The sequence below is a fragment of the Pseudoalteromonas sp. 23_GOM-1509m genome (assembly GCF_000518425.1).
GTDB lineage: Bacteria > Pseudomonadota > Gammaproteobacteria > Enterobacterales > Alteromonadaceae > Pseudoalteromonas > Pseudoalteromonas tetraodonis.
The window spans coordinates 22,569-43,459 of sequence record NZ_KI912434.1 but is presented as its reverse complement, the minus strand read 5'-3'; the positions used below and the strand labels follow the sequence as shown (position 1 = coordinate 43,459).

Below are 20,891 nucleotides of genomic sequence, written 5' to 3'. Positions count from 1 at the left end.
CCATGCACATACCACTGCGGAGTGGTAGTTCAGTTGGTTAGAATACCGGCCTGTCACGCCGGGGGTCGCGGGTTCGAGTCCCGTCCACTCCGCCACTTGTTATTTCCTCAATAACAAGCAATAAATAATTTACTTATTAATAAATACAAACATCATTTTTATCAGCTATCAGCTATCAGCTATCAGCTATCAGCTATCAGCTATCAGCTATCAGCTCGACTCTTATATACTAACCTGCTAATATTCTTGTCTATTCTTCAATATTCAGCTTCTTATCTCTGCATGAATTACCAAGAATCTAATCTCACTTTAAAAAAGGAAGCATTAAGATGAGTACATTAGGTCAGCAATTAAAGCAGCTAAGAAATAATAAAAAATTGAGCCAACCTGAATTTGCCCAGCAAGTAGGTATAGAGCAAAGTTATTTATCAAAACTTGAAAACGATAAATCAATTCCCTCGAATGAAATATTTAGAGCTTTATTGATAGCATTAGACCTTTCAATTGATGAGTTTATGAAGCCCCTTACCTACAGCCATGACAAAACAAGACTCATGCAAATACCCGATTTAGAGCTGTGGTTTAAAAGTAAAGCAGTAAAGAGCTCAGTCGCACAGCGTAAAATTATATACCTCGCTATGTTTCTGATTTCTTTTGGCTGTGCATTATTTTATGCAGGACATAAAAATTATCTGTTCAATGAACGCTTTTACGAATACAAATCACTGGGTGTGATCAAAACAGATGAACCCCTGAATGTTTTTACTCATTGGAGCAATTATATTATTGATTCAAACCGAGAGAAAAGAGAGGAAAAAACTCGTGAAATGCTGGCCAGAAGGGTACCCAGTTTTAAGTTAATGGATGAATACATCGGTGAATCATTTGTTGAAGAAGTCGAGGGAGGTAAACGACTTTATAACGTAGATGAACTCTCGCGAACAATACCACATGCAGGCAATAGTTGGTTTGAGTTTTTAGGTATTTTGGCTGCTGTATTTGGTTTGGCGTTCGCTTTACTGGAACCCAGATTAACCAAGCAATAAAAAAGTAATAAAAAGCCTGCGTACATGAAAACGCAGCAGGCTTTAATATAAATTGGCTTGCAATTATCCTTGTGGGCCAAATAACTCTTTTAAGTAAGTATCTAAAAAGTTGAGGTAGGCGTTTGAGGCGCTGATACGGTTTTCTTTTTTGCTAAAACCGTGTCCTTCATCATCAAATAATACATATTCTACTGGCACACCATTAGCTTTAACCGCAGCAACCAACTCATCGCTTTCAACTTGTAATACGCGTGGATCATTAGCACCTTGTATTACCATTAAAGGCTTAGTGATGTTATCGGCATGAAACAGCGGTGAAATAGCACGGTGACGTTCACCATCGGTGGCAGGATCGCCCATTTCATCGTAAAGCGCCTTTTTAAAGCTTTCCCACCATGGTGGAATTGAGTTCAGTGTGCGTACCCAGTTAGTCACACCAAAAATATTGATACCTACTTTGAACTCTTCCGGTTTAAAGGCAAGCGCGGCTGCGGTCATAAAACCGCCGTAGCTACCACCCATGATGCCGATTTTATCTGCATCGACCCAATCTAGGCTTTGTAAGTGTTTTTTACCGTAGATAATATCTTGTAGATCATCGGTGCCATGTTTTTTATCGTCTAAATGGAAAAATGTTTTACCATAGCCTGAGCTACCGCGGTTATTGACGGCAAAAATAGCATAGCCATGATTAACTAAATGTTGCTGCATTGCGCTATAACCAGTTCGGCTTTGCCCACCTGGGCCGCCATGCACCCAAATAAGTGCAGGTACTTTATTGGTGCTGCTGGCTTGTTTTGGTTTGTATAATACGCCCGGTATTTCTAAACCATCAAAACTTTTAAAGCGCACAATGGTGCTCTCTACTAAGTCGTTTTGATCTATATCTTCACTTAATGTGTTGGTAAGTTGCTTGGCTTCATTACTGCCAACTTGCCAAACAAATAAGTTGCTTGGTGAGGTATCTGAATTTAAATAAAACGCCATGGTTTTCTCATCGCTTGAGAAATTCACACCACGTAGATTTCCCGCAGGTAATTTAGGCATGGCAATTTCATCCCCTGTTTGCGTGTCTTTTACTGTGACCTTTGTGCTGGCATCAGCATTTACACCGCTTACTTGGTATCGCCCAGATTTAGAAAAATCAATAAAGCTAACGTCCCAATCATCTTTTAATGCTGGACTGTGCTTGCCTGTGGCGAGCTCATATTGCCACACCTCTGAAAACTCTCCTTTAGCGTCTGTTGAGTAGTATAAATATTTGCTGTCTACAGAGAAGGTCTCAGGCGTATATTGTGCTGGTGTATCGTGTTTTGAAATTAATTGCGGCTTGAGGGTTTTCTTATAGGTATCAAGAATAAACGTATCGCTGTCTTTATTGGTATTATTTTTAGACAGCGCAATGTAGCGTCCATCGGGGCTAATTGCGCCCACATCTAGTCCTTGTGTGTTTTGATAAACGGGCGTGACTTTATAGGTTTTGCTATCTACGCGATACAAGTCCATAAACTTGGCATCGCGTTGATTACTGGTAATAAAAAACTGACTGCCATCTTTAGTAAAGCCTGCAAAACTCGCGCGGGTTTCTTCCCCTGGGGTTAAATCTTTGATTGAACCATCAACTTCACGCACATAAACATGGTAGCGCTCATTACCGCCTGAGTCCTTGGTAAATAGTACACGCTCATCATTTGGGAAATAGCGAATAGGGTAGGTGCTGTCTTCAAAATTGGTTAGGCGCGTTTTGCTACCTGTTTTTACGTCAACTTCATACAAGCTGTAAATACCGCTTTCATCGCTACTAACTAGAACTTTATCGCCAGTCGGGGAAAAGCTACTGCCCATGATAGATGTTGTATCAAAAAAGGTTTTAGCGTTATAGGTTTTTACTTGTCGTGTTTGCTCAGTTGCCACAGGGGTAGAGGCTGAATTATTAGATTGACTGCAACCTGTTAATGTAATTGATACTGCACAGGTAATACAGGCAAATTTGAGGGCTTTTTTCATAGATACATTCCTTGGATTATAATTATGGACTTTTAGTGTTAACCGAAGGTTTTTTAAACGCAAGTAATTAGCCTATTCGAACTGCAATAAAGTGTTACAAACCATGTAGTCCACGAAAATAGAAAACCAGTTATAATTCACTTTCAAAATCAGGGAGTATTTATGATAGAAGTCATTGGGTTACATAAACAGTTTGCTGAAAACGTATTGTACAGTGGTTATAGTGTGCAGTTTTATGCACCTAAAATATGCATTGAAGCGCCTAATGGCCAAGGTAAAACAACGTTGTTGATGATGTTGGCAGAGCTCGAAACGCGCCAAAGTGGGCAGATTTTATTTTCTAAAAAAGCATTAACCGAACCGCATAAACAAGTTGCTATAGCATCAGACTGTATTGCTTTACCTGACTTTCTTACGGCAAAGCAAATTATTAACTTGTCCGTGAATACGCTGGGTTGTGATTGGCCAACGACAATAATAGATGGGTTTAATTTCAATGAATTTTTAAATACTCGTTTTGATGCGCTGTCGTCAGGTAATCAAAAGAAATGCCAGTTAATTTTAGCGCTTATGCGTGATGCACCTTATTTACTTCTAGACGAACCCAGCGCAGCACTTGATCAAGCCAGTATTCAGTATTTATTAGTACTGCTTGATGAATATCTAATAGATAAGCCAAATGGGCAAATAGTCATCACCTGCCATGAACCAGCGCCATTTATTGAGCGTGGCTTTGAGTGTATACCGTTATGATTGCAAATTTAAAACAATCAATCGGGCAATATCGCTCTTTTATGGATTATCGTTATCAGGCGTACAAAACTGAACTCACGCAATTATTGTTACAACTAAAAAGCTTTGGGTTGTTATTTTTAGTGGTGTTAGGCTCGTCAGTGTTGGGTTTGATATTGCTACTTTTTTTAGGCCTTGGAAAAATTATAGACAGCAGCGCAGCACCCCAATACGGTGCACAAATGGCTTTATTTTATTTGTTACTACAAAGTGTGATGCTCAGCGCAATGAAGTCAGCAATTAAAAATAGTAAGCAGCGGTTATTTCAGCAAACTATTGCACGATCAGTTTGGTTATATTTAGTCGATATTAAACTATTAACGCTCAGTAATGCATGGCTTATAGCCAGTGTATTAATTGCGCTAGATTTAACGCTATCACAATGGGTTAAAGTACCGCATTTTATTGTATTTATGTTGCTGCAGTTTAGCTTGGGCGTTTTGTGTTTATACAAAACCAGCGCACTGGTATATGGCTTTTTGTTTAGCACGATATTAGTGCTGGTTCCTATTCATATGCAGCCGCTCACTTATCATATGGGCTTTGCTTTATTGTTTGCGCTGAGCCTTTTTGTCCCCGTGGTTAATGTTAACGGGCGTATTGCAGTAAGTTCATTATTGGGCTTTTGGTTTTGTTATTTATTAAACCATTGTTGGACACTTGTTTGGCGCGTGTCGTTACTTTTATGTGTATTCATGGCATCAGCTGCGCTAATAAACGAACGTGCTGATTTAGTACCTATACTTGTGATATTAGCCATGGCTTTTATTGTACTCTTTAGTAGTTCATTGCAATTTGATTGCGGTAGGGTGTATGAGCAGTATCGATTATTTTTTAAAACATGCGAGCAAGAACGCGCCTTTTATATTAGCCAGTTTTTACCTAGCATATTGCTGTTTTTATTAGCCACAATAAGTTATAGCGTTATTTTTGGTTACACTCATATTGTATTATTTGTCATTGGAAATATGTGGTGTGTATTACAGGTTTACCTTGCACAAAAAAAACCAGCGCATTATGCGCTGGTTTGGCTAATTTCAACAGGGTTGCTGCTAGCTTTACTAAATTAGTTAAGCGGCATCTGCCTTTTTAGATTTAGCTTTGCTATTACGCGCTGCTTTGCCGGCAAGTAAATCTGCAGGGTCAAAGTCGTCAACGTTAATAACGTCTAAGCGAGCTTGTTCAACAGCTGCTAACTTATCAGCTTCAGCTTGGCTTAAAATGCCGGCTTCTAAGCCCATTTGCGCCACTTTATCAAGTTGGAAGAATGGCAATTTAACGCCTTTCTCTTTACATACGCGTTCAAATAAAGGCTCTACCTCTAGCACATCTTTAAGCGTTTGCTCTTGACGACCTACAAGGTTAAGCGGCTCGTTTGTAAGGTATACATAGCTTGCTAAACGATTACGCGTTTCGCTAGGCACTTGCAGTAATTGCGCTAGTTTATGCTCAAGTTTGTCGGTAGGTTTACGAACCGGGCGACCAAACGGGAATAACAATACTTTTAATACGCCACGAAGTGGTGCAGATGGCATATTGTTGATTAAATCAGCAAGCGCACGTTGACAGTGGTAAAGGTGATCCTGACAGCTCCACTGAACCAGTGCAAAATCTTCTTTTTTACGGCCTTCGTCGTTATAACGTTTAAGCGTTGCAGACACTAAGTAAAGGTAGCTTAATAAGTCACCTAAGCGTGCTGAAATACGTTCTTTACGTTTAAGTGAACCACCAAATACTGCCATACTAATATCAGACATAAGTGCAAGCGATGCACTAAAGCGTGAAGCTATACGATAAAACTCTGCCGTTTCGTCTTTGTACGGCACACTAGTAAAGCGAGCGCCAGTAAGTGCAAGCCACTTAGTGCGTACTAGGTTAGACATGGTAAAGCCAATGTGGCCCATTAGCGCTTTATCAAATACGTTAAGCGCTTCTTCGCGGTCTTCAATTTCACACGCACCTAGCTCGGTAAGTACAAATGGATGACAACGAATAGCACCTTGACCATAAATAATCATATTACGGGTCAAGATGTTTGCACCTTCAACGGTAATGGCAATAGGTGCACCTTGATAGCCACGACCTAAATAGTTATTTGGCCCAAGCATGATCCCTTTACCGCCTAGCACATCCATTGCATGAATGGTGGCATCGCGCATTTGCTCGGTAAGGTGGTATTTAATAATAGCCGAAATAACAGATGGTTTTTCGCCTAAATCAACCGCGCCAGTAGACATACTTACTGCAGCGTCTGAGCTGTAAGCATAACCGGCAAGTTTCGCCATTGACTCTTCAACCCCTTCCATTTTACCAATTGGTAAGCGGAATTGACGACGAATACGGCTGTAAGCACCGGTTGCTACAGCAATCATTTTAATGCCACCGGCTGAATTTGACGGCAATGTAATTGCACGACCAACCGATAAACACTCAACCAGCATACGCCAGCCTTGACCAGCCATTTCTGGGCCACCAATAATGTAATCAAGTGGTACAAAAATATCTTTACCGCGAGTAGGGCCATTTTGGAACGGCACATTAAGCGGGAAGTGACGACGACCAATTTCTACCCCTGGGGTATCTGTTGGGATAAGTGCACAGGTAATACCAGGCTCTTTAACGTCACTTAATAATCCATCTGGATCTTGTAATTTAAATGCTAGACCAAGAACCGTAGCTACAGGTGCAAGTGTAATGTAACGCTTGTTCCATGTAAGGCTTACACCGACTACTTCTTCGCCATTCCATTGCCCTTTACATACTACACCATAGTCTGGAATTGAGCTTGCATCAGAACCTGCCTCTGGCGAAGTAAGAGCAAAACATGGAATTTCTTGACCGCTTGCTAAACGCGGTAAGTAATGATTTTTTTGATCTTCAGTACCGTAGTGCTGTAATAACTCACCCGGGCCTAACGAGTTAGGTACACCAACAATTGACGAAAGCAATGTTGATTTACTGGTTAGTTTTTGCAGTACACACGATTGTGCAAATGCAGAGAACTCTAAGCCGCCGTATTCCTTTTTAATGATCATGGCAAAGAATTTGTTATCTTTTAGATATTGCCATACGTCCTGAGGTAAATCCGTTAGCTCATGCGTAGCTTCCCAATCGTCCAGCATACTACATACAACTTCAACAGGTCCGTCGATAAATGCCTGCTCTTCAATAGTAAGTTTTGGAACTGGATACTGGTGAAGCTTTTTCCAATCTGGGTTACCACAAAATAAATCAGCTTCCCACCAAGTTGTACCGGCATCAATAGCTGACTTTTCGGTGTCAGACATGCTCGGTGTAACTTTTTTGAAGACCTTGAAAATAGGCTTGATAATATATTGCTGACGAATGCCAGTAACAGAAAGAGGCACTGCGATGATTAAAAAGATCACCCAGCTAATTAAACCAAAAGCACCAGCAAAGGTACCAATTAATAATGTTGCGGCAGAAACACCAAGTGCTGTGTTCCAACTCGCTCTGTGGTAAAGCGCAATGCTGAGCAGTGCGATTAAACCGAGTGTAAATATGAGTGTCATTGCTAATTCCTTAATAGAGGTCAGACCACCTCGTTTAGAGTAGCGCTAGTAACGCTAAGTTTCAAGTACATTACTTAGATTAAAGTGTAGTTATCGGTACGATTATTACAATGCGTCGTATGTTATACGAACAGTTTGGCTGTAATGGTTTATTTTGGCTTATCATAAAAAATATAAGCATTAAAAAAATCAATTAATCTAGTAGTAATATAAGTTTAATTAAGTAAATATACTTATGATTTTCAGTGTACGCTTATTAAAAATAGAACGATATTCTATGTTTAGCTTTCTAAAGGTTTATTTATTTTATGTGTGAATTACTTGGCATGTCAGCCAATGTACCAACGGATATTTGTTTTAGTTTTTCAGGGTTGTTGGAGCGTGGGGGAAATACGGGGCCACATAAAGACGGCTGGGGCATTACTTTTTATGAAGGTAAAGGCTGCAGAACCTTTAAAGATCCCGAGCCAAGTTACCAGTCAGAAATAGCTAAATTAGTTAAAGCTTATCCGATTAAAAGCGTATCGGTGATAAGTCATATTCGTCAAGGCAACCGCGGGCGAGTGTGTCTTGAAAACACCCACCCGTTTACTCGTGAGTTGTGGGGGCGTGAAATAACCTATGCTCATAACGGGCAGCTTTCAAATTATCATGATTTAAAACCTGAATATTATCGACCTGTGGGTAATACCGATAGCGAGTTGGCATTTTGCTGGTTGCTTGACAAAATTCGTGAAAAGTACCCGCAGCGACCAAGTAATATGGCGTCGGTTTTTAGATATGCGGCTAAGCTTTCGCATACGCTACGTGAAAAAGGCGTGTTTAATATGTTATTGACCGATGGTGTATTTGTTTTAGCGTATTGTACTAATAATTTACATTACATAACGCGCCGTGCGCCATTTGGTAAAGCAACACTTATTGATGCCGACATGGTGGTCGACTTTCAACAAGAAACCACGCCAAACGATGTGGTAACGGTTATAGCAACAAGGCCGCTAACCAACGATGAACGCTGGCAAAAAATGCAGCCAGGAGAGTTTGCGTTATTTAAAATGGGTGAATTAATGTAGGTTGGTAGAGTAAAACGAAACCCAACTTAAAGTTTCAAATCTAAGTATTAAAATGAAAAGCCCAAGTTATGGTTGTCACACTTGGGCGTTTCGTATTGCATCTTGTAAGTAATTTATTCGGGGGTTATTTCGTTCTTAACTTGTGCAGGTAAAGCCGGTGGATTGATCACGGTAAACGATTTCATCTGCACTTCAAACTGTTCCACACCTTTTTCACCTTTCCACATGCGCACTAGCATATAATCCATTTCTGGGGCAAACCATGCTAAGGCTTGGCGTTTGTCATTGTCGTATAAACGTTTTACTTTAATGGCTTCTACGTTACCAATCGGTAAGGAAATCATTTCGGTTTCTACCACTTCAAAGTCGTAGTCACGGCAATTACCTTTTTTATCAACCAGTGGAAACGAAAAACTGGTTTTTCCTTTTTTAAGTCCTTCTCGAACTTGCACTTGATAAGAAATACCATCTTGGAAGTTATCATGCCATTGGCATTTTAACGGGTAGTCGCTGGTGTTACTGGTGACAGTTTGTGTTTGACGATCAAAGTTAATTTCATACTTTTTGTCAGGCCCAGTCCCCGTGCGGATCATAGAGTACTGAATAGGCTCTACTTTATCGTTAGCAAAGCTAAAAGTTGATGACTCTTGACGTGAGTCAGAGAAAATCATCCATTCAATATCGCTATGGTAAGTGACTTGGTAGTTATTATTATCGAGTTTTTTAAGCGTCCGCTCGGCTGTACCATGATTTGCACCTTTGCGCAAAATATCGTAGCTGGCTTGATACTGGGTTAACTCACCTGCAATCAGGCTGGTAGGAAGTAATAAAGTGCCCGCACATAATAGCCAGGCACTTAATTTTTTATTTTGGGTAGTGCGCGCCGTGTGCAGGAAGTTGTTTTTCGTCAAGAACTGCATAATCTGCTTCCATCGTAAGTCGTTGTTCACTGAACCACTTGACCACCAAAGGATAAATTATGTGCTCTTGCGCATGCACACGCTTAGCGAGCGTGTCTGCTGTATCGTCTGCTAATACAGGCACTTTGGCTTGAAGAATAACGGGTCCGCCGTCTAATTCTTCAGTAACAAAGTGAACACTAACGCCGTGAACGTCGTCTTTTGCATCAATTGCTCTTTGGTGGGTATTCAGCCCCTGGTACTTAGGCAACAAAGATGGATGAATGTTCAACATTTTTCCAACATATTTTTGCACTAAGTTAGGAGTTAGAATACGCATAAACCCAGCTAATACAACTAGATTTGGTTCAAAAGAGTCAATTATATGCATTAACTGGGCATCGTACGCTTCGCGTGAGTCAAACTCTTTATGACTCAGCACGTGTGTGGCAATACCTGCATTTTTTGCACGCTCTAACCCATAAGCGTCTGCTTTGTTACTAATAACAGCCGCTATATGGGCGTTTATCTCGCCGCTTTCACAGGCGTCTATAATGGCTTGTAAATTTGAGCCACTGCCTGAGATCAAAACTACTAGACGAGTGGGTGCCATTACGCAGCACCACCTACAATTTCAACTTGCTCTTCGCCAGCAACGGCATCTTGGATTTCACCAAGGTGCCATGCGTTCTCACCAAGATCTTTTAAGATATTTAAGCTATTTTCAAGCTCATCCGCAGGTACAACTAACACCATGCCTACACCACAGTTAAATGTGCGGTACATTTCATGTGTTGTAATGTTGCCGTTTTCTTGCAACCAACTAAACACACTTGGCCACTGCCAGCTATCACCTTTAACAACCGCTTTAGCAGATTCAGGTAATACGCGTGGGATATTTTCCCAAAAACCGCCACCAGTAATATGCGAAAGGGCATGCACGTCTACTTGCTTGAACAACTCAAGTAATGGTTTAACGTAAATACGTGTTGGTTCTAAAAGGTGCTCACCTAAGGTTTTGCCATCAATCACTTGATTAGTATCAGCGTTAGAGACTTCTAAAACTTTGCGAATTAAAGAGAAACCATTTGAGTGAGGACCGCTAGAAGCAAGGGCAATAAGTTGATCGCCTGCAGCTACTTTAGTGCCATCAATAATTTTTGATTTTTCTACCACACCGGTACAAAAGCCTGCCATGTCGTAGTCTTCACCATCATACATACCTGGCATTTCAGCTGTTTCGCCACCAATTAGGGCACAACCTGAAATTTCACAACCTTTACCAATACCGGTTACTACGTCGGCTGCTGTGTCTACATCTAGTTTACCCGTTGCATAGTAATCTAGAAAAAACAGGGGTTCAGCGCCTTGTACTATTAAATCATTTACACACATCGCAACTAAGTCGATACCTACAGTATCGTGCTTTTTAAGGTCAATTGCTAAGCGTAACTTAGTGCCAACACCGTCAGTGCCTGCTACAAGTACGGGTTGCTTATAACCTTCAGGAATTTCGCAAAGTGCGCCAAAACCACCAATTCCGCCCATCACTTCAGGACGACGAGTTTTTTTAACTACGCCTTTAATACGCTCAACAAGTGCATTACCAGCGTCGATATCTACGCCCGCGTCTTTATAGCTTAGAGACTGTTTTTGTTCGCTCACAGGTTTTCCTCAAAATAGTTGTTTTGATGCTTACTTAGAAACGCGCGTATTTTACAACAATTGCAAGGGCGCGGCTAGTTGAAATCTGGATTTGATTTTAAAGACAAGGACACTTGTCCGCTAGTTGCTGTATTAGTAAACAAAAAAAGCGCCCAATGGCGCTTTTTAATATGGAAATAAAAATTAATACTACAAATTAGGCTTTAGCTGTAAGTATCGCTCTAAGTGGTGCAGGGTAGCCTTCAATGGTTTTACTGGTGTCAGCGGGGTCTAAAAAGTCAACTAAAGATTCGTTTTCCATCCAGTCAGTTTTACGCTGCTCGTCGAGCGTTGTAATAGCACAATCTTTAATTTGCACATCTTTAAAGCCAACACGTTCCATCCACAATTTTAATGCCGCAGTGCTTGGAATAAACCATACATTACGCATTTTCGCGTAGCGGTCGGTCGGTACTAATACGGTGTTTTCATCGCCTTCAATAACTAATGTTTCAAGCACCAGCTCACCACCTGGGCGAAGCTGTGCTTTTAATTGCGCTAAAAAGTCGATAGGGGAACGACGATGATAAAGCACCCCCATTGAAAATACTGTATCAAACGCTTTGAGCTCTGGCAGGGCTTCTACACCTAATGGTAACAAATGCACGTTTTCATCTGGGTTAAAGTGTTTAATTGCCTGAAACTGGCACAAAAATAAGTCAGATGGATCAATACCCACCACAAATTGAGCACCTTCACCGCGCATACGCCATAGGTGATACCCCGAGCCACAACCAATATCTAATACAGTACGGCCTTTTAATGGCTCAATATGCGGCAGGAGTCGATCCCATTTCCAGTCGCTGCGCCATTCGGTATTTATTTCAATACCGTGAACGTTAAAGGGACCCTTTCGCCAAGGCATCATCCGCTTTAATAAATGCGTGGTTTGCTTTTTTTCGCCTTCAGACATTTCGCCAGGCGCACCTATTGCTACTTTGCTGACAATATCAACTTGGTTTGTTGATATCTCGGGTAAGTTTTTCAGCACTTTTTGCCATTGTGGCAAATCGCCATGACTTGCCTCTTGTTGCCAATGCTTTAATTGCGCAGGCAAGGTTTCTAGCCAGTGGCTAAGTGGGCTTTGTGCAATCGCAGCGTAAAATTGGTTAAACCATGCAGACATGTGTCACTCTCTAAATTATTTAATTGCTACCATTGAGCAAAAATTAAAACATTGATACCACACTTGCGTTTGGCTAAAACCAATGTCGCTTAAACGTTGTGTATGTGTACTAAGTGTATCGGGGCGCATTACGTTTTCAATGGCAGTACGCTTTTGGCTTATTTCAAGCTCAGAGTAGCCATTATGGCGTTTAAAGTCGTGGTGCAAGTCAATCAGTAAGTTATCGCACTGCTCGTTTTCGGCTTTAATTTTTTCACTTAATAACAAAACGCCACCGGGCTTTAAATTAGCGTATATTTTTTCAAGTACCGCTTTGCGCTGCGCAGGTGGTATAAATTGCAGGGTAAAATTCATTGCCACAACCGATGCGTTTTGAATATCAAGCTCGTTAATATCACCTAAAGTAACCGTTACAGGAACGTCTGATCTAAATCCTTGTAAATGAACCTTACAACGTTCAACCATGGCTTGTGAGTTATCTACGGCGATAATTTGGCAGCTATCAGTTTTAATATTACGACGCATACTTAAGGTTACTGCCCCTAATGAGCAGCCCAAGTCGTACAGGTTAGAATTAGGCTGAGCATACTCACCCGCTAATTTTCCCATAGTACTTACAATAGTGGCATAACCGGGTACCGAGCGTTGGATCATGTCGGGAAATACTTCAACCACGTTTTGATCAAAACTAAAGTCTTTTACTTGTTGCTCAGAGGCATAAATACTGTCTTTTATACTCACGAAGGCAGTCTCTTTGAAAATAATAGTGCTATTTTAACATTTTATGCTGGATAGTCAGTGATAAATTCAGTAGCTTGACTAGAATTATGAAGAATAAGTATAAAAGAGATTATTAAATGAGCAAAAGTAAGGTTATTAGTACCGACGATATATTAGCAACATTATGCCACTCAGTAACGGGTGTACTTTCATCAGCCAGCGGCAACGAGATCAGCTATTCAGCCATGGTACAAAAAATAACGCGTACTTGTATGCGACCAGACATAGGCTGTTTTGTTTTATTTGACGGGGGCTTTACCGGCTTAGTTGTTACCAACTTTACGGCGCAAGCGGCCATGGAAATTTACGGCGATTATATGCGCAACATGGGTATGCCAGAAGACGAAATCGCACACAGCCACTTATCTGATGACGTTTCAAACGTGATGGGTGAGTTGATGAACCAAATAGTGGGCGACTTCACGTCAAAAGTACGTGAACAGCTGCATACCTCTATTACCCAAAATCAGCCAAAAATGATGGCTATTAATAAACAAGTGCAAATATCGGTTGATACCACTATGGATCGTCCGCAAGCACGCCGCGTAACGTTTACGACTCGCAACCAAAATATCTTCTATTTAGAATTAGCGATGGATAAAACAGAGTTTATTAAACTTCACGACTTTGACATTGTAGAAGCGATAGACCCAGACGATATTATCGAAAATGAAGCTAAGCAAAAAGCGGATAAAGAAAAAGCGAAACAGCCAAAGCAAGATGATAGCGATGACGACTTTATGGCCGAATTAGGGCTTTAACGTTTTTACGTAGGCTGGGTTAAGTGAAACGAAACCTAACACGCTTTTAAGCTCTTAGCTGTCAGATTAGAAAGTGAGAATAATAAAAACGCGATTTATATCGCGTTTTTTGTTAACGAGGGCTTTCATTGTGAACTCGTGTGTCATTATTTTGGCTGACCGCTCAATTATACGGATTCTCACCCATCGCAATAGCCACACAAAAAATTCGTAAATCCAGCTCTAGCTGATGGTACTGTGGCTCCATATGGCAGCACAGTTTATAAAAGCCTTTGTTATGGTCTTTTTCTTTAAAATGCGCGAGTTCGTGCACCACTAATGCTTTTAATAATGGCTCTGGCGCGCGCAGTAAATCGCTGTTTATTGCTAAATCGTGCTTGCGGGTTTTACCTTGCATACGGTACGTGTGGGTACCGAGCGCATTGGTAACCATATCACCTTGTTTTTTAAACGCAGCGCGTCCAAATGGCGGGGCGTTTTTTAAATACTGCTTTTTAAGCTCAGTGGCGTAGCTATACAGTAACTTATCACTGGTAATACGATGCGCCTGCGGGTATTTTTTAAGTAAATACTCACTTACTTTTCCTGCTTTTATTAGGCTTAATACTTGCTCAACGATATTGGCAGGGTAGCCGGTAAAGTAACGTGCGTATTCACTCATTATTGTCTCTGTATTTTGAATTTATTTTTAAAAAAGTGCTTGCTGGTGGGCTTCTTTTTCGCCACTAAATGGATTGAGTACATTGTGATTATACCCCAAATCTTGGCAAAACTGACGAGCCAGCAGCGGCGCTTCGCGGTTATCAGCGGTATGAAAAAACACATAAGGACTTTTGCCCTCATCAAGCCACTGAGTTACTTTGCTAAGCCAAGGCTGATAAAAGGTCTTATAATCGTTTTCTAAATCAGCAATAACAAAACGTGCCATAGGCTGCGAGCCCGTAGCAATAGCGTGAACGGGTAAATGCGGTTTTTTCTGTTGTGCGTCTATTAGCGCTTCGGTGGTTGGCTTTACTGCAAAGAGCGCCCGAGTATCCATAGCAATACGGTTTATATTATTTGCCATTAAAAGCTGATTAAGTGCGATTTCGGCCTCCTCTTTTTTAAAAAAATCAGGGTGGCGTACCTCAACCCCATAGTTTAGCTCTTTAGGAAGTAACTCAATAAAAGCGGCAAGCTTAGCTAAATGTTGTGGCGCAAACGCCTTAGGTAATTGCAGCATTATTTGCCCTGTTTTTTCAAATAGAGGGGCGAATAAATTAAGCCAATTAGTTAGCTCATGTTGCACGTTAGTAAGTTGGAGTTCGTGACTAAAGCGCCGATGAAATTTAAAGGTAAATTTAAACTCATCAGGTACACTGGCAGCCCATCGTAATACGGTGTCAGGCGAGGGATCGGCGTAAAAGCTAGTATTACCTTCTACCGAATTAAAATGCTGCGCATATTCGCTAAGCATATCGGCATTTTTACACTGGCGTGAAAATAAATTTCCTTTCCATGCGCTGCTCGACCACTGCGGGCATCCAATATATAACATAAAAAAAGCTGATAAATTACATCGTGGCGCAAGTGTAGCAAATCCAAACAGCGCATGCTTTAAATTAACACCAACAAGCCAAACACGCCTAGCATCTTCAACCTACTTGGGTATAATGCAGGGCTTAATTTGAATATTTTTAGATTGCTAGCGGCTTTATTTGTAGTGTGGTGGCTCTTTTTTATATCACACGCCTTAAAAAACAAATAACTTTAACCGTTGAAGCCTTTTATCTGACAGGAAAACTATGCGCTCTATATACTGCGGACAGCTAAATAAAACTCACGTAGATCAGGAAGTTGAACTATGTGGCTGGATCAACAAACGACGTGACCTTGGTGGACTTATCTTTGTCGATTTACGCGATAGAGAAGGTTTAGTACAAGTTGTATTCGATCCGGAAGTTGAAGGATTAATGGAAACAGCTAACAAACTTCGTCAAGAATTTTGTGTTCAGTTAAAAGGGATTGTACGCGCTCGCCCAGACAGCCAAGTAAATAAAGACATGGCTACCGGTGAAGTAGAAATTTTAGGCACGGGTTTAACGATTATTAACCGCTCTGAGCCTATGCCACTTGATTTTAACCAAGTGAACTCAGAAGAGCGTCGTTTAAAATACCGTTACTTAGATTTACGTCGTTTAGAAATGAGCGACCGTATTAAATTACGTGCTAAAGCAAGCAGCTTTGTACGTCGCTTTTTAGATGAAAATGGCTTTTTAGATATCGAAACGCCAGTACTAACTAAAGCAACGCCAGAAGGTGCGCGTGATTATTTAGTACCAAGTCGAGTACACAAAGGTAGCTTTTACGCATTACCGCAGTCGCCACAGTTATTTAAGCAATTGTTGATGATGTCGGGTTTTGACCGTTACTACCAAATTGTTAAATGTTTCCGTGATGAAGACTTACGTGCTGACCGTCAACCTGAATTTACTCAAATAGATTTAGAAACCTCGTTCATGAGCTCTGATCAAGTACGTGGTATGACAGAAAAGATGATCCGTGAAATGTGGCAGTCATTACTAAATGTTGATTTAGGTGATTTCCCAATTATGCCTTACTCTGAGGCAATGAGCCTATATGGTTCTGATAAGCCAGACTTACGTAACCCAATGAAGCTTATTGATGTAGCCGATTTAGTAAAAGACGTAGAGTTTAAAGTATTCTCGGGTCCAGCAAATGATGAAAAAGGCCGTGTTGCAGTGCTAACTGTTCCAGGTGGCGCATCACTTTCTCGTAAGCAACTAGATGACTACACTAAGTTTATCGGTATTTACGGTGCTAAAGGTTTAGCATGGATGAAAGTAAATGACCGCGATACAGGCGTTGAGGGCGTGCAATCGCCAATCGCTAAATTCTTAAATGAAGATGTGATCACGCAGTTACTTGAACGTACTAATGCACAAACAGGCGATATCATTTTATTTGGTGCGGATAAACGCAACACCGTAAATGAAGCCATGGGCGCACTTCGTTTAAAAATTGGTATTGATTTAGAAATCACTAATTTAGATAGCTGGGCACCACTTTGGGTTGTTGACTTCCCAATGTTTGAAGAAGATGACGAAGGCACATTACACGCTGTACACCATCCATTTACTGCACCAAAAGATATTAGTGCCAGTGAGCTTGAAGCAAACCCAGCAGCGGCTATTTCAGATGCTTACGATATGGTATTAAACGGCTACGAAGTGGGCGGTGGCTCGGTACGTATTCACAATGCAGATATGCAAGAAGCGGCATTTAGAATTTTAGGTATTGAAGCGCAAGAGCAACAAGATAAATTTGGTTTCTTACTTGATGCTCTTAAATACGGCACACCGCCGCATGCAGGTTTAGCGTTCGGTTTAGACCGTTTAGTTATGTTGTTATGTGGTACTGATAACATTCGTGACGTTATTGCTTTCCCTAAAACCACACAAGCATCGTGTTTATTAACCGATGCACCAAGCAAAGCTAACAGCGATTCGCTGACAGAGCTTGCAATTAGTGTAGTTGAGAAAGAATTACCAAGCGCAGAATAAAGCTAGCTTTTAGTTAGATCAAAACCCCTTAGGCTAAATACCTAAGGGGTTTTTTGTTCGGCAAAACCCAATTTAGGTGCTTTATTTTTATGAGCGAGCTATTTAAAGAAAGTCATTATTTTGATCAGTCATTTTCAAACTTTACAGAAAATGCAAAGCGCTTTAGCGATATTGAGTTTGAACAATGTCAGTTTGTTGATTGCGATTTTAGTCACAGCCAGTTTAGTGCCTGTCGGTTTATAGAGTGTGAATTTATTAACTGTAATTTGACTGAACTTAATTGGAATTACAGCTCGCTAGAAGAGGTGAGCTTTGCAAATTGTAAGCTCAATAGCATAGTGTGGGGGCAAGTAAATTGGCCGCAATTAGCGCTAACGTCACCGGTGAGTTTTAAACAGTGTGAGCTGAGCCACAGTTCGTTTTTTGAATTACAGTTAAAAGCGTTAACAATGACGAGTTGTTTTGCCAAAGATGTTGATTTTAGGCACGCTAACTTAACTCAAAGCAACTTCTCGGACACTGACTTTAGATATAGCTTGTTTCATAATACAAATCTTAATAAAGCGAACTTTGTAGGCGCTTCGCAATTTAATATTGATATAACAAGCAATGATGTGAGTAATGCAAAGTTTGAACGGTTTGAAGCGTTAAATTTATTAGCTGGACTTGATATCGAGCTGGTTGATTAGCCGCAAGAGCTTACGGCTAATACGTATATTTACTATTAGCAAGCAGGGCCATTTTTGTTACGTGCACTAGCAAGTGCGCGGGCTATGCTCAGTAGCTCAGGCGAAATATCATCCGCGCCATCTTTAATCAGTTTAGTTACATCACCAGATGAATATAAGCTATCACGCGGTGATTTAATCCCAAGCTCTCTTACAAAGTCTTTGGTTTTACCTGTACTGCCGGTTTCAATGAACTTAAAAATAATCCGTTCGTTGTTACTTTTCGGCTCGGCTTGTAACACTTTAATTTCTTCTTGGTAGGCTTCAATTCTGCTTTGGAGAATGTCGATGCGTTGTTCAATGCTGCTGTATGATTTCATTAATGGATTCTTTTGCGATAATAGTAAAACAATAATCGCTATTATCGCACAAATTAGCAAAGGCGCGCGCTAACCTTTATAATAAAAATTAATGTTAGTTAAAAATGTATAAGTAATACAAGGGAATGCATGTTAAAAATTATAAAAAAGCGTTTAATGTTAAGTGCACTGACTTTAAGCACTATGCTATTTGCATCATCAAGTTATGCCCAAGACGATGCAATCATTGATGATAGTCGTAATCGCTCTATACCTGTAAATATTACCCTACCAACTAACCACCTTAAGTGCAGCGCGCAAGTCAAATGCCCAGTGGTATTTGTAAATGCAGGGTATGGCATTAGCCACAATGAATACACTTTTGCGAGTAAGCTATTTAATGCGCAAGGCTATTTAAGCATTGCGGTAGCGCATGAGCTTAAAAGTGACCCTGCACTTAATGGTGCGCAGCCATACCTGACTACCCGTATGGAAAATTGGCACCGGGGTGTTGTAACACTCAAATTTTTAGTTAATGAGCTAAGTGTTAAATACCCTGAGTATGATTTTACAAAACTCACTTTATTTGGTCACTCAAATGGTGGAGATATCTCAGCCTTGTATGCAGCTATTTACCCAAATGAAGTAAGCCAATTAATTACGCTCGATCACCGCCGCATGTTATTGCCACGCAATAAAAACATACATGTGCTCACACTTCGAGGTAGTGATTACCCAGCCGATGTGAACGTGCTTTTAACCGACCAAGAGTTAACTGTTTATCCTGTTACACAAACGTTGATATCAGAATCACGTCATAACGATATGTACGATGGCGGGCCTAAATGGCTGGTGGATAGAATGAGTAAAGAGGTAGCGGCGTTTTTAGAAAATTAAACGGTACAGTCAGCTTTTAAATTAAAATCCTAAAAATAGCGCAGCCACAGCTGCGCTATCTTTGTTTTAGTCACTCCACTAATTCACTCACCACCAAAGGGCTATTATGTAGCGTTTTATGCACAGGGCATTTATCGGCTATTTCGAGTAATCGATTTCGCTGAGCGTCAGTTAAATCTCCTTGTAAGGTTATTTTGCGGGTAATGGCCTCTAGATTGCCGGTTTTTTCGCAATCATCACAATCTTGGTTGTAATTGCGGGTATGGTTAAGCTCTACTTTTATATGCTCTAGCGGTAACTCTTTGCGACTTGCATACATGCGAAGTGTCATTGCAGTACACGCTCCAAGCCCAGCGAGTAAATGATCATAAGGGTCTGGGCCTAAGTTTTTACCACCAACATCAGTAGGCTCATCAGCAAGCCATGTATGGTTTTTAGTACTCACGTGCTGAGTGAATTGATGATCTTTTTCTTCAACTAATACACTGCCGTTAGTTAATTTTGCACTATAGGGTGTTTTCTCGTATTTAACATAGCGATTAGCCCACGTAGCAATGACATCGGCTGCGTAGTTAGCGTCTTCTTTATTGCTGAGTAAGTGATCGGCATTATCTAAACTTATAAAGCTTTTTGGATGCTTGGCAGCGGCGTAAATTTTTTCGGCTTCACTAATATTCACGGTGGCATCAATAGGAGAGTGCATAACCAACAAAGCACGCTTAAGCTTGCCTATATGGCTGTTATCGTATTTGGCGATGTCATCTATAAATTGCTTTTTAATCGTAAACTCACGCCCAGCTAAACACACTTTTGCTTCACCCGATTGGTTTATTTCACCTAAATGAGCAGCAAAGTTATGAGTAACATGCTGGGCATCTGATGGCGCGCCTATAGTCGTAATAGCTGACACTTCGGGTATATGCTCTGCTGCTGCAAGCACCGCAGCACCACCTAAGCTGTGACCTATTAATAACTGAGGTGCTTTAAAGTGTGTTCTTAAGTGATTGGCAGCAGCCACTAAGTCTTGAATGTTTGATGAAAAGTTACTGTTGGCAAAGTCACCGTCGCTATTACCAAGCCCTGTAAAATCAAAGCGTAATACAGCAATGCCTTGCTGAGTGAGTGCGCGGCTTATTCGTGTTGCAGCCGCTACATCTTTAGAGCAGGTAAAACAGTGGGCAAATAAGGCATAAAATTTCACCTCACCAGAGGGCTGTTCAAGTTGTCCAGCAAGTTCTAATTCACCGCTTTTAAAAGAGACTTTTTGTCGCATGGGAATACCTTAACTAATTGATAAAGTGTGTGGTGCTGATAAATAAGAGATTGGTACGGTGGGATGAAAATTCAATATTGGCATTATTTTGATCTCGATCAAGCTAGAAAGGGCTTGCCAATTAAGTGCGGACATATGTCCTTATAATTTCAAGGGGGTTTGTCTATCCTCGCACAGCATATAAATGCAGCCTTTATTACTTGAATTAAGTAGTTCAGCTATATTTGAATGTAATACCAATTTGCATAAACCTGTGATTAATTTAATGTATTAAGTCGTTGTTTATCGGCGTTTAAAAAACCTTATCTAGAACAAGTAGATATAATTTTTTTGCGTAGTTAGCATGTAATATTTAGTTAATTTAATGGATCTTTACTCAAGCGAATTGGTAAATGGCTTCTAACAACCTA

Annotated in this window: 19 protein-coding genes and 1 tRNA gene; 9 read left to right on the top strand and 11 right to left on the bottom strand. The window is 40.7% G+C overall.

Annotation, left to right across the window (positions count from 1 at the left end; genetic code table 11):
- Positions 1–18: 18 nt before the first annotated feature.
- Both N523_RS0115780 and N523_RS19425 read left to right on the top strand, forming a co-directional pair.
- A tRNA-Asp gene (locus tag N523_RS0115780) sits at positions 19–95 on the top strand.
- 234 nt (positions 96–329) lie between these two features.
- Positions 330–1,046 (top strand): helix-turn-helix domain-containing protein, encoded by a 717-nt coding sequence (locus tag N523_RS19425; protein WP_028835342.1) that lies wholly within the window; start codon positions 330–332, stop codon positions 1,044–1,046.
- Between the two features lie 63 nt (positions 1,047–1,109).
- Here N523_RS19425 and N523_RS0115770 read toward each other — a convergent pair whose 3' ends face one another.
- On the bottom strand, positions 1,110–3,053 hold the full coding sequence (locus N523_RS0115770) for a S9 family peptidase (RefSeq protein WP_028835341.1): 1,944 nt from the start codon (positions 3,051–3,053) through the stop codon (positions 1,110–1,112).
- A 162-nt stretch (positions 3,054–3,215) separates the two neighbouring features.
- Here N523_RS0115770 and N523_RS0115765 point away from each other — a divergent pair, with 162 nt between their 5' ends.
- Complete coding sequence (locus N523_RS0115765; RefSeq protein WP_028835340.1) at positions 3,216–3,806, top strand: ABC transporter ATP-binding protein; 591 nt, start codon at positions 3,216–3,218, stop codon at positions 3,804–3,806.
- Complete coding sequence (locus N523_RS0115760; RefSeq protein ID WP_028835339.1) at positions 3,803–4,915, top strand: DUF6136 family protein; 1,113 nt, start codon at positions 3,803–3,805, stop codon at positions 4,913–4,915. The genes N523_RS0115765 and N523_RS0115760 overlap by 4 nt, the downstream gene beginning before the upstream one ends.
- Here N523_RS0115760 and fadE read toward each other — a convergent pair whose 3' ends face one another.
- A complete protein-coding gene (fadE, locus tag N523_RS0115755) occupies positions 4,916–7,378 on the bottom strand; it encodes an acyl-CoA dehydrogenase FadE (RefSeq protein ID WP_013464564.1) in 2,463 nt (820 codons plus the stop codon).
- Between the two features lie 308 nt (positions 7,379–7,686).
- On the opposite strand from fadE, the gene N523_RS0115750 reads away from it, so the two are divergent.
- Positions 7,687–8,451 (top strand): class II glutamine amidotransferase, encoded by a 765-nt coding sequence (locus N523_RS0115750; protein ID WP_013464565.1) that lies wholly within the window; start codon positions 7,687–7,689, stop codon positions 8,449–8,451.
- Positions 8,452–8,564: 113 nt separating this feature from the next.
- Here N523_RS0115750 and N523_RS0115745 read toward each other — a convergent pair whose 3' ends face one another.
- The 5 genes from N523_RS0115745 to cmoA all read right to left on the bottom strand — a co-directional run bounded on the left by N523_RS0115745 (position 8,565) and on the right by cmoA (position 12,921).
- Positions 8,565–9,362: a DUF3108 domain-containing protein gene (locus N523_RS0115745; protein WP_036950640.1), complete on the bottom strand. Its 798-nt coding sequence runs from the start codon at positions 9,360–9,362 to the stop codon at positions 8,565–8,567.
- On the bottom strand, positions 9,316–9,963 hold the full coding sequence (purN, locus tag N523_RS0115740; protein ID WP_016899472.1) for a phosphoribosylglycinamide formyltransferase: 648 nt from the start codon (positions 9,961–9,963) through the stop codon (positions 9,316–9,318). Before purN ends, N523_RS0115745 begins: the two co-directional genes overlap by 47 nt.
- On the bottom strand, positions 9,963–11,015 hold the full coding sequence (purM, locus tag N523_RS0115735; RefSeq protein WP_016899473.1) for a phosphoribosylformylglycinamidine cyclo-ligase: 1,053 nt from the start codon (positions 11,013–11,015) through the stop codon (positions 9,963–9,965). Before purM ends, purN begins: the two co-directional genes overlap by 1 nt.
- Positions 11,016–11,211: 196 nt before the next feature.
- Complete coding sequence (gene cmoB, locus N523_RS0115730; RefSeq protein WP_028835337.1) at positions 11,212–12,180, bottom strand: tRNA 5-methoxyuridine(34)/uridine 5-oxyacetic acid(34) synthase CmoB; 969 nt, start codon at positions 12,178–12,180, stop codon at positions 11,212–11,214.
- A gap of 15 nt (positions 12,181–12,195) precedes the next feature.
- Positions 12,196–12,921, bottom strand: a complete 726-nt coding sequence (cmoA, locus tag N523_RS0115725) for a carboxy-S-adenosyl-L-methionine synthase CmoA (protein ID WP_016899475.1) — start codon at positions 12,919–12,921, stop codon at positions 12,196–12,198.
- 116 nt (positions 12,922–13,037) lie between these two features.
- On the opposite strand from cmoA, the gene N523_RS0115720 reads away from it, so the two are divergent.
- Positions 13,038–13,721 carry a DUF3334 family protein gene (locus tag N523_RS0115720; RefSeq protein ID WP_008111638.1) on the top strand — a complete coding sequence of 228 codons (684 nt, stop codon included), beginning with the start codon at positions 13,038–13,040 and terminating at the stop codon, positions 13,719–13,721.
- 163 nt (positions 13,722–13,884) lie between these two features.
- Here N523_RS0115720 and N523_RS0115715 read toward each other — a convergent pair whose 3' ends face one another.
- A complete protein-coding gene (locus N523_RS0115715; protein WP_016899476.1) occupies positions 13,885–14,382 on the bottom strand; it encodes a M48 metallopeptidase family protein in 498 nt (165 codons plus the stop codon).
- A gap of 27 nt (positions 14,383–14,409) precedes the next feature.
- Positions 14,410–15,258: a DUF72 domain-containing protein gene (locus N523_RS0115710; protein WP_028835336.1), complete on the bottom strand. Its 849-nt coding sequence runs from the start codon at positions 15,256–15,258 to the stop codon at positions 14,410–14,412.
- Positions 15,259–15,505: 247 nt separating this feature from the next.
- Between N523_RS0115710 and aspS the strand changes: the two genes are divergently transcribed.
- Together aspS and N523_RS0115700 are read left to right on the top strand one after the other, a co-directional pair.
- On the top strand, positions 15,506–17,284 hold the full coding sequence (gene aspS / locus N523_RS0115705) for an aspartate--tRNA ligase (RefSeq protein WP_028835335.1): 1,779 nt from the start codon (positions 15,506–15,508) through the stop codon (positions 17,282–17,284).
- A gap of 89 nt (positions 17,285–17,373) precedes the next feature.
- Positions 17,374–17,973 (top strand): pentapeptide repeat-containing protein, encoded by a 600-nt coding sequence (locus N523_RS0115700; protein WP_028835334.1) that lies wholly within the window; start codon positions 17,374–17,376, stop codon positions 17,971–17,973.
- Positions 17,974–18,008: 35 nt separating this feature from the next.
- On the opposite strand, the gene N523_RS0115695 is transcribed toward N523_RS0115700, so the two are convergent.
- Positions 18,009–18,332 (bottom strand): hypothetical protein, encoded by a 324-nt coding sequence (locus N523_RS0115695; RefSeq protein WP_008111621.1) that lies wholly within the window; start codon positions 18,330–18,332, stop codon positions 18,009–18,011.
- Positions 18,333–18,461: 129 nt separating this feature from the next.
- On the opposite strand from N523_RS0115695, the gene N523_RS0115690 reads away from it, so the two are divergent.
- The gene (locus N523_RS0115690; RefSeq protein WP_028835333.1) at positions 18,462–19,208 is read left to right on the top strand and encodes an alpha/beta hydrolase; all 747 of its coding nucleotides are present in this window, start codon (positions 18,462–18,464) and stop codon (positions 19,206–19,208) included.
- Positions 19,209–19,278: 70 nt separating this feature from the next.
- On the opposite strand, the gene N523_RS0115685 is transcribed toward N523_RS0115690, so the two are convergent.
- The gene (locus tag N523_RS0115685) at positions 19,279–20,481 is read right to left on the bottom strand and encodes a bifunctional alpha/beta hydrolase/OsmC family protein (protein WP_028835332.1); all 1,203 of its coding nucleotides are present in this window, start codon (positions 20,479–20,481) and stop codon (positions 19,279–19,281) included.
- Positions 20,482–20,891 lie beyond the last annotated feature (410 nt).

Coding starts and splice junctions, on each gene's coding strand:
- N523_RS19425 (WP_028835342.1), top strand. CDS start 330: ATGAGTACATTAGGTCAGCAATTAAAGCAGCTAAGAAATAATAAAAAA.
- N523_RS0115770 (WP_028835341.1), bottom strand. CDS start 3,053: ATGAAAAAAGCCCTCAAATTTGCCTGTATTACCTGTGCAGTATCAATT.
- N523_RS0115765 (WP_028835340.1), top strand. CDS start 3,216: ATGATAGAAGTCATTGGGTTACATAAACAGTTTGCTGAAAACGTATTG.
- N523_RS0115760 (WP_028835339.1), top strand. CDS start 3,803: ATGATTGCAAATTTAAAACAATCAATCGGGCAATATCGCTCTTTTATG.
- fadE (WP_013464564.1), bottom strand. CDS start 7,378: ATGACACTCATATTTACACTCGGTTTAATCGCACTGCTCAGCATTGCG.
- N523_RS0115750 (WP_013464565.1), top strand. CDS start 7,687: ATGTGTGAATTACTTGGCATGTCAGCCAATGTACCAACGGATATTTGT.
- purN (WP_016899472.1), bottom strand. CDS start 9,963: ATGGCACCCACTCGTCTAGTAGTTTTGATCTCAGGCAGTGGCTCAAAT.
- cmoB (WP_028835337.1), bottom strand. CDS start 12,180: ATGTCTGCATGGTTTAACCAATTTTACGCTGCGATTGCACAAAGCCCA.
- N523_RS0115720 (WP_008111638.1), top strand. CDS start 13,038: ATGAGCAAAAGTAAGGTTATTAGTACCGACGATATATTAGCAACATTA.
- N523_RS0115715 (WP_016899476.1), bottom strand. CDS start 14,382: ATGAGTGAATACGCACGTTACTTTACCGGCTACCCTGCCAATATCGTT.
- N523_RS0115710 (WP_028835336.1), bottom strand. CDS start 15,258: ATGTTATATATTGGATGCCCGCAGTGGTCGAGCAGCGCATGGAAAGGA.
- aspS (WP_028835335.1), top strand. CDS start 15,506: ATGCGCTCTATATACTGCGGACAGCTAAATAAAACTCACGTAGATCAG.
- N523_RS0115700 (WP_028835334.1), top strand. CDS start 17,374: ATGAGCGAGCTATTTAAAGAAAGTCATTATTTTGATCAGTCATTTTCA.
- N523_RS0115695 (WP_008111621.1), bottom strand. CDS start 18,332: ATGAAATCATACAGCAGCATTGAACAACGCATCGACATTCTCCAAAGC.
- N523_RS0115690 (WP_028835333.1), top strand. CDS start 18,462: ATGTTAAAAATTATAAAAAAGCGTTTAATGTTAAGTGCACTGACTTTA.
- N523_RS0115685 (WP_028835332.1), bottom strand. CDS start 20,481: ATGCGACAAAAAGTCTCTTTTAAAAGCGGTGAATTAGAACTTGCTGGA.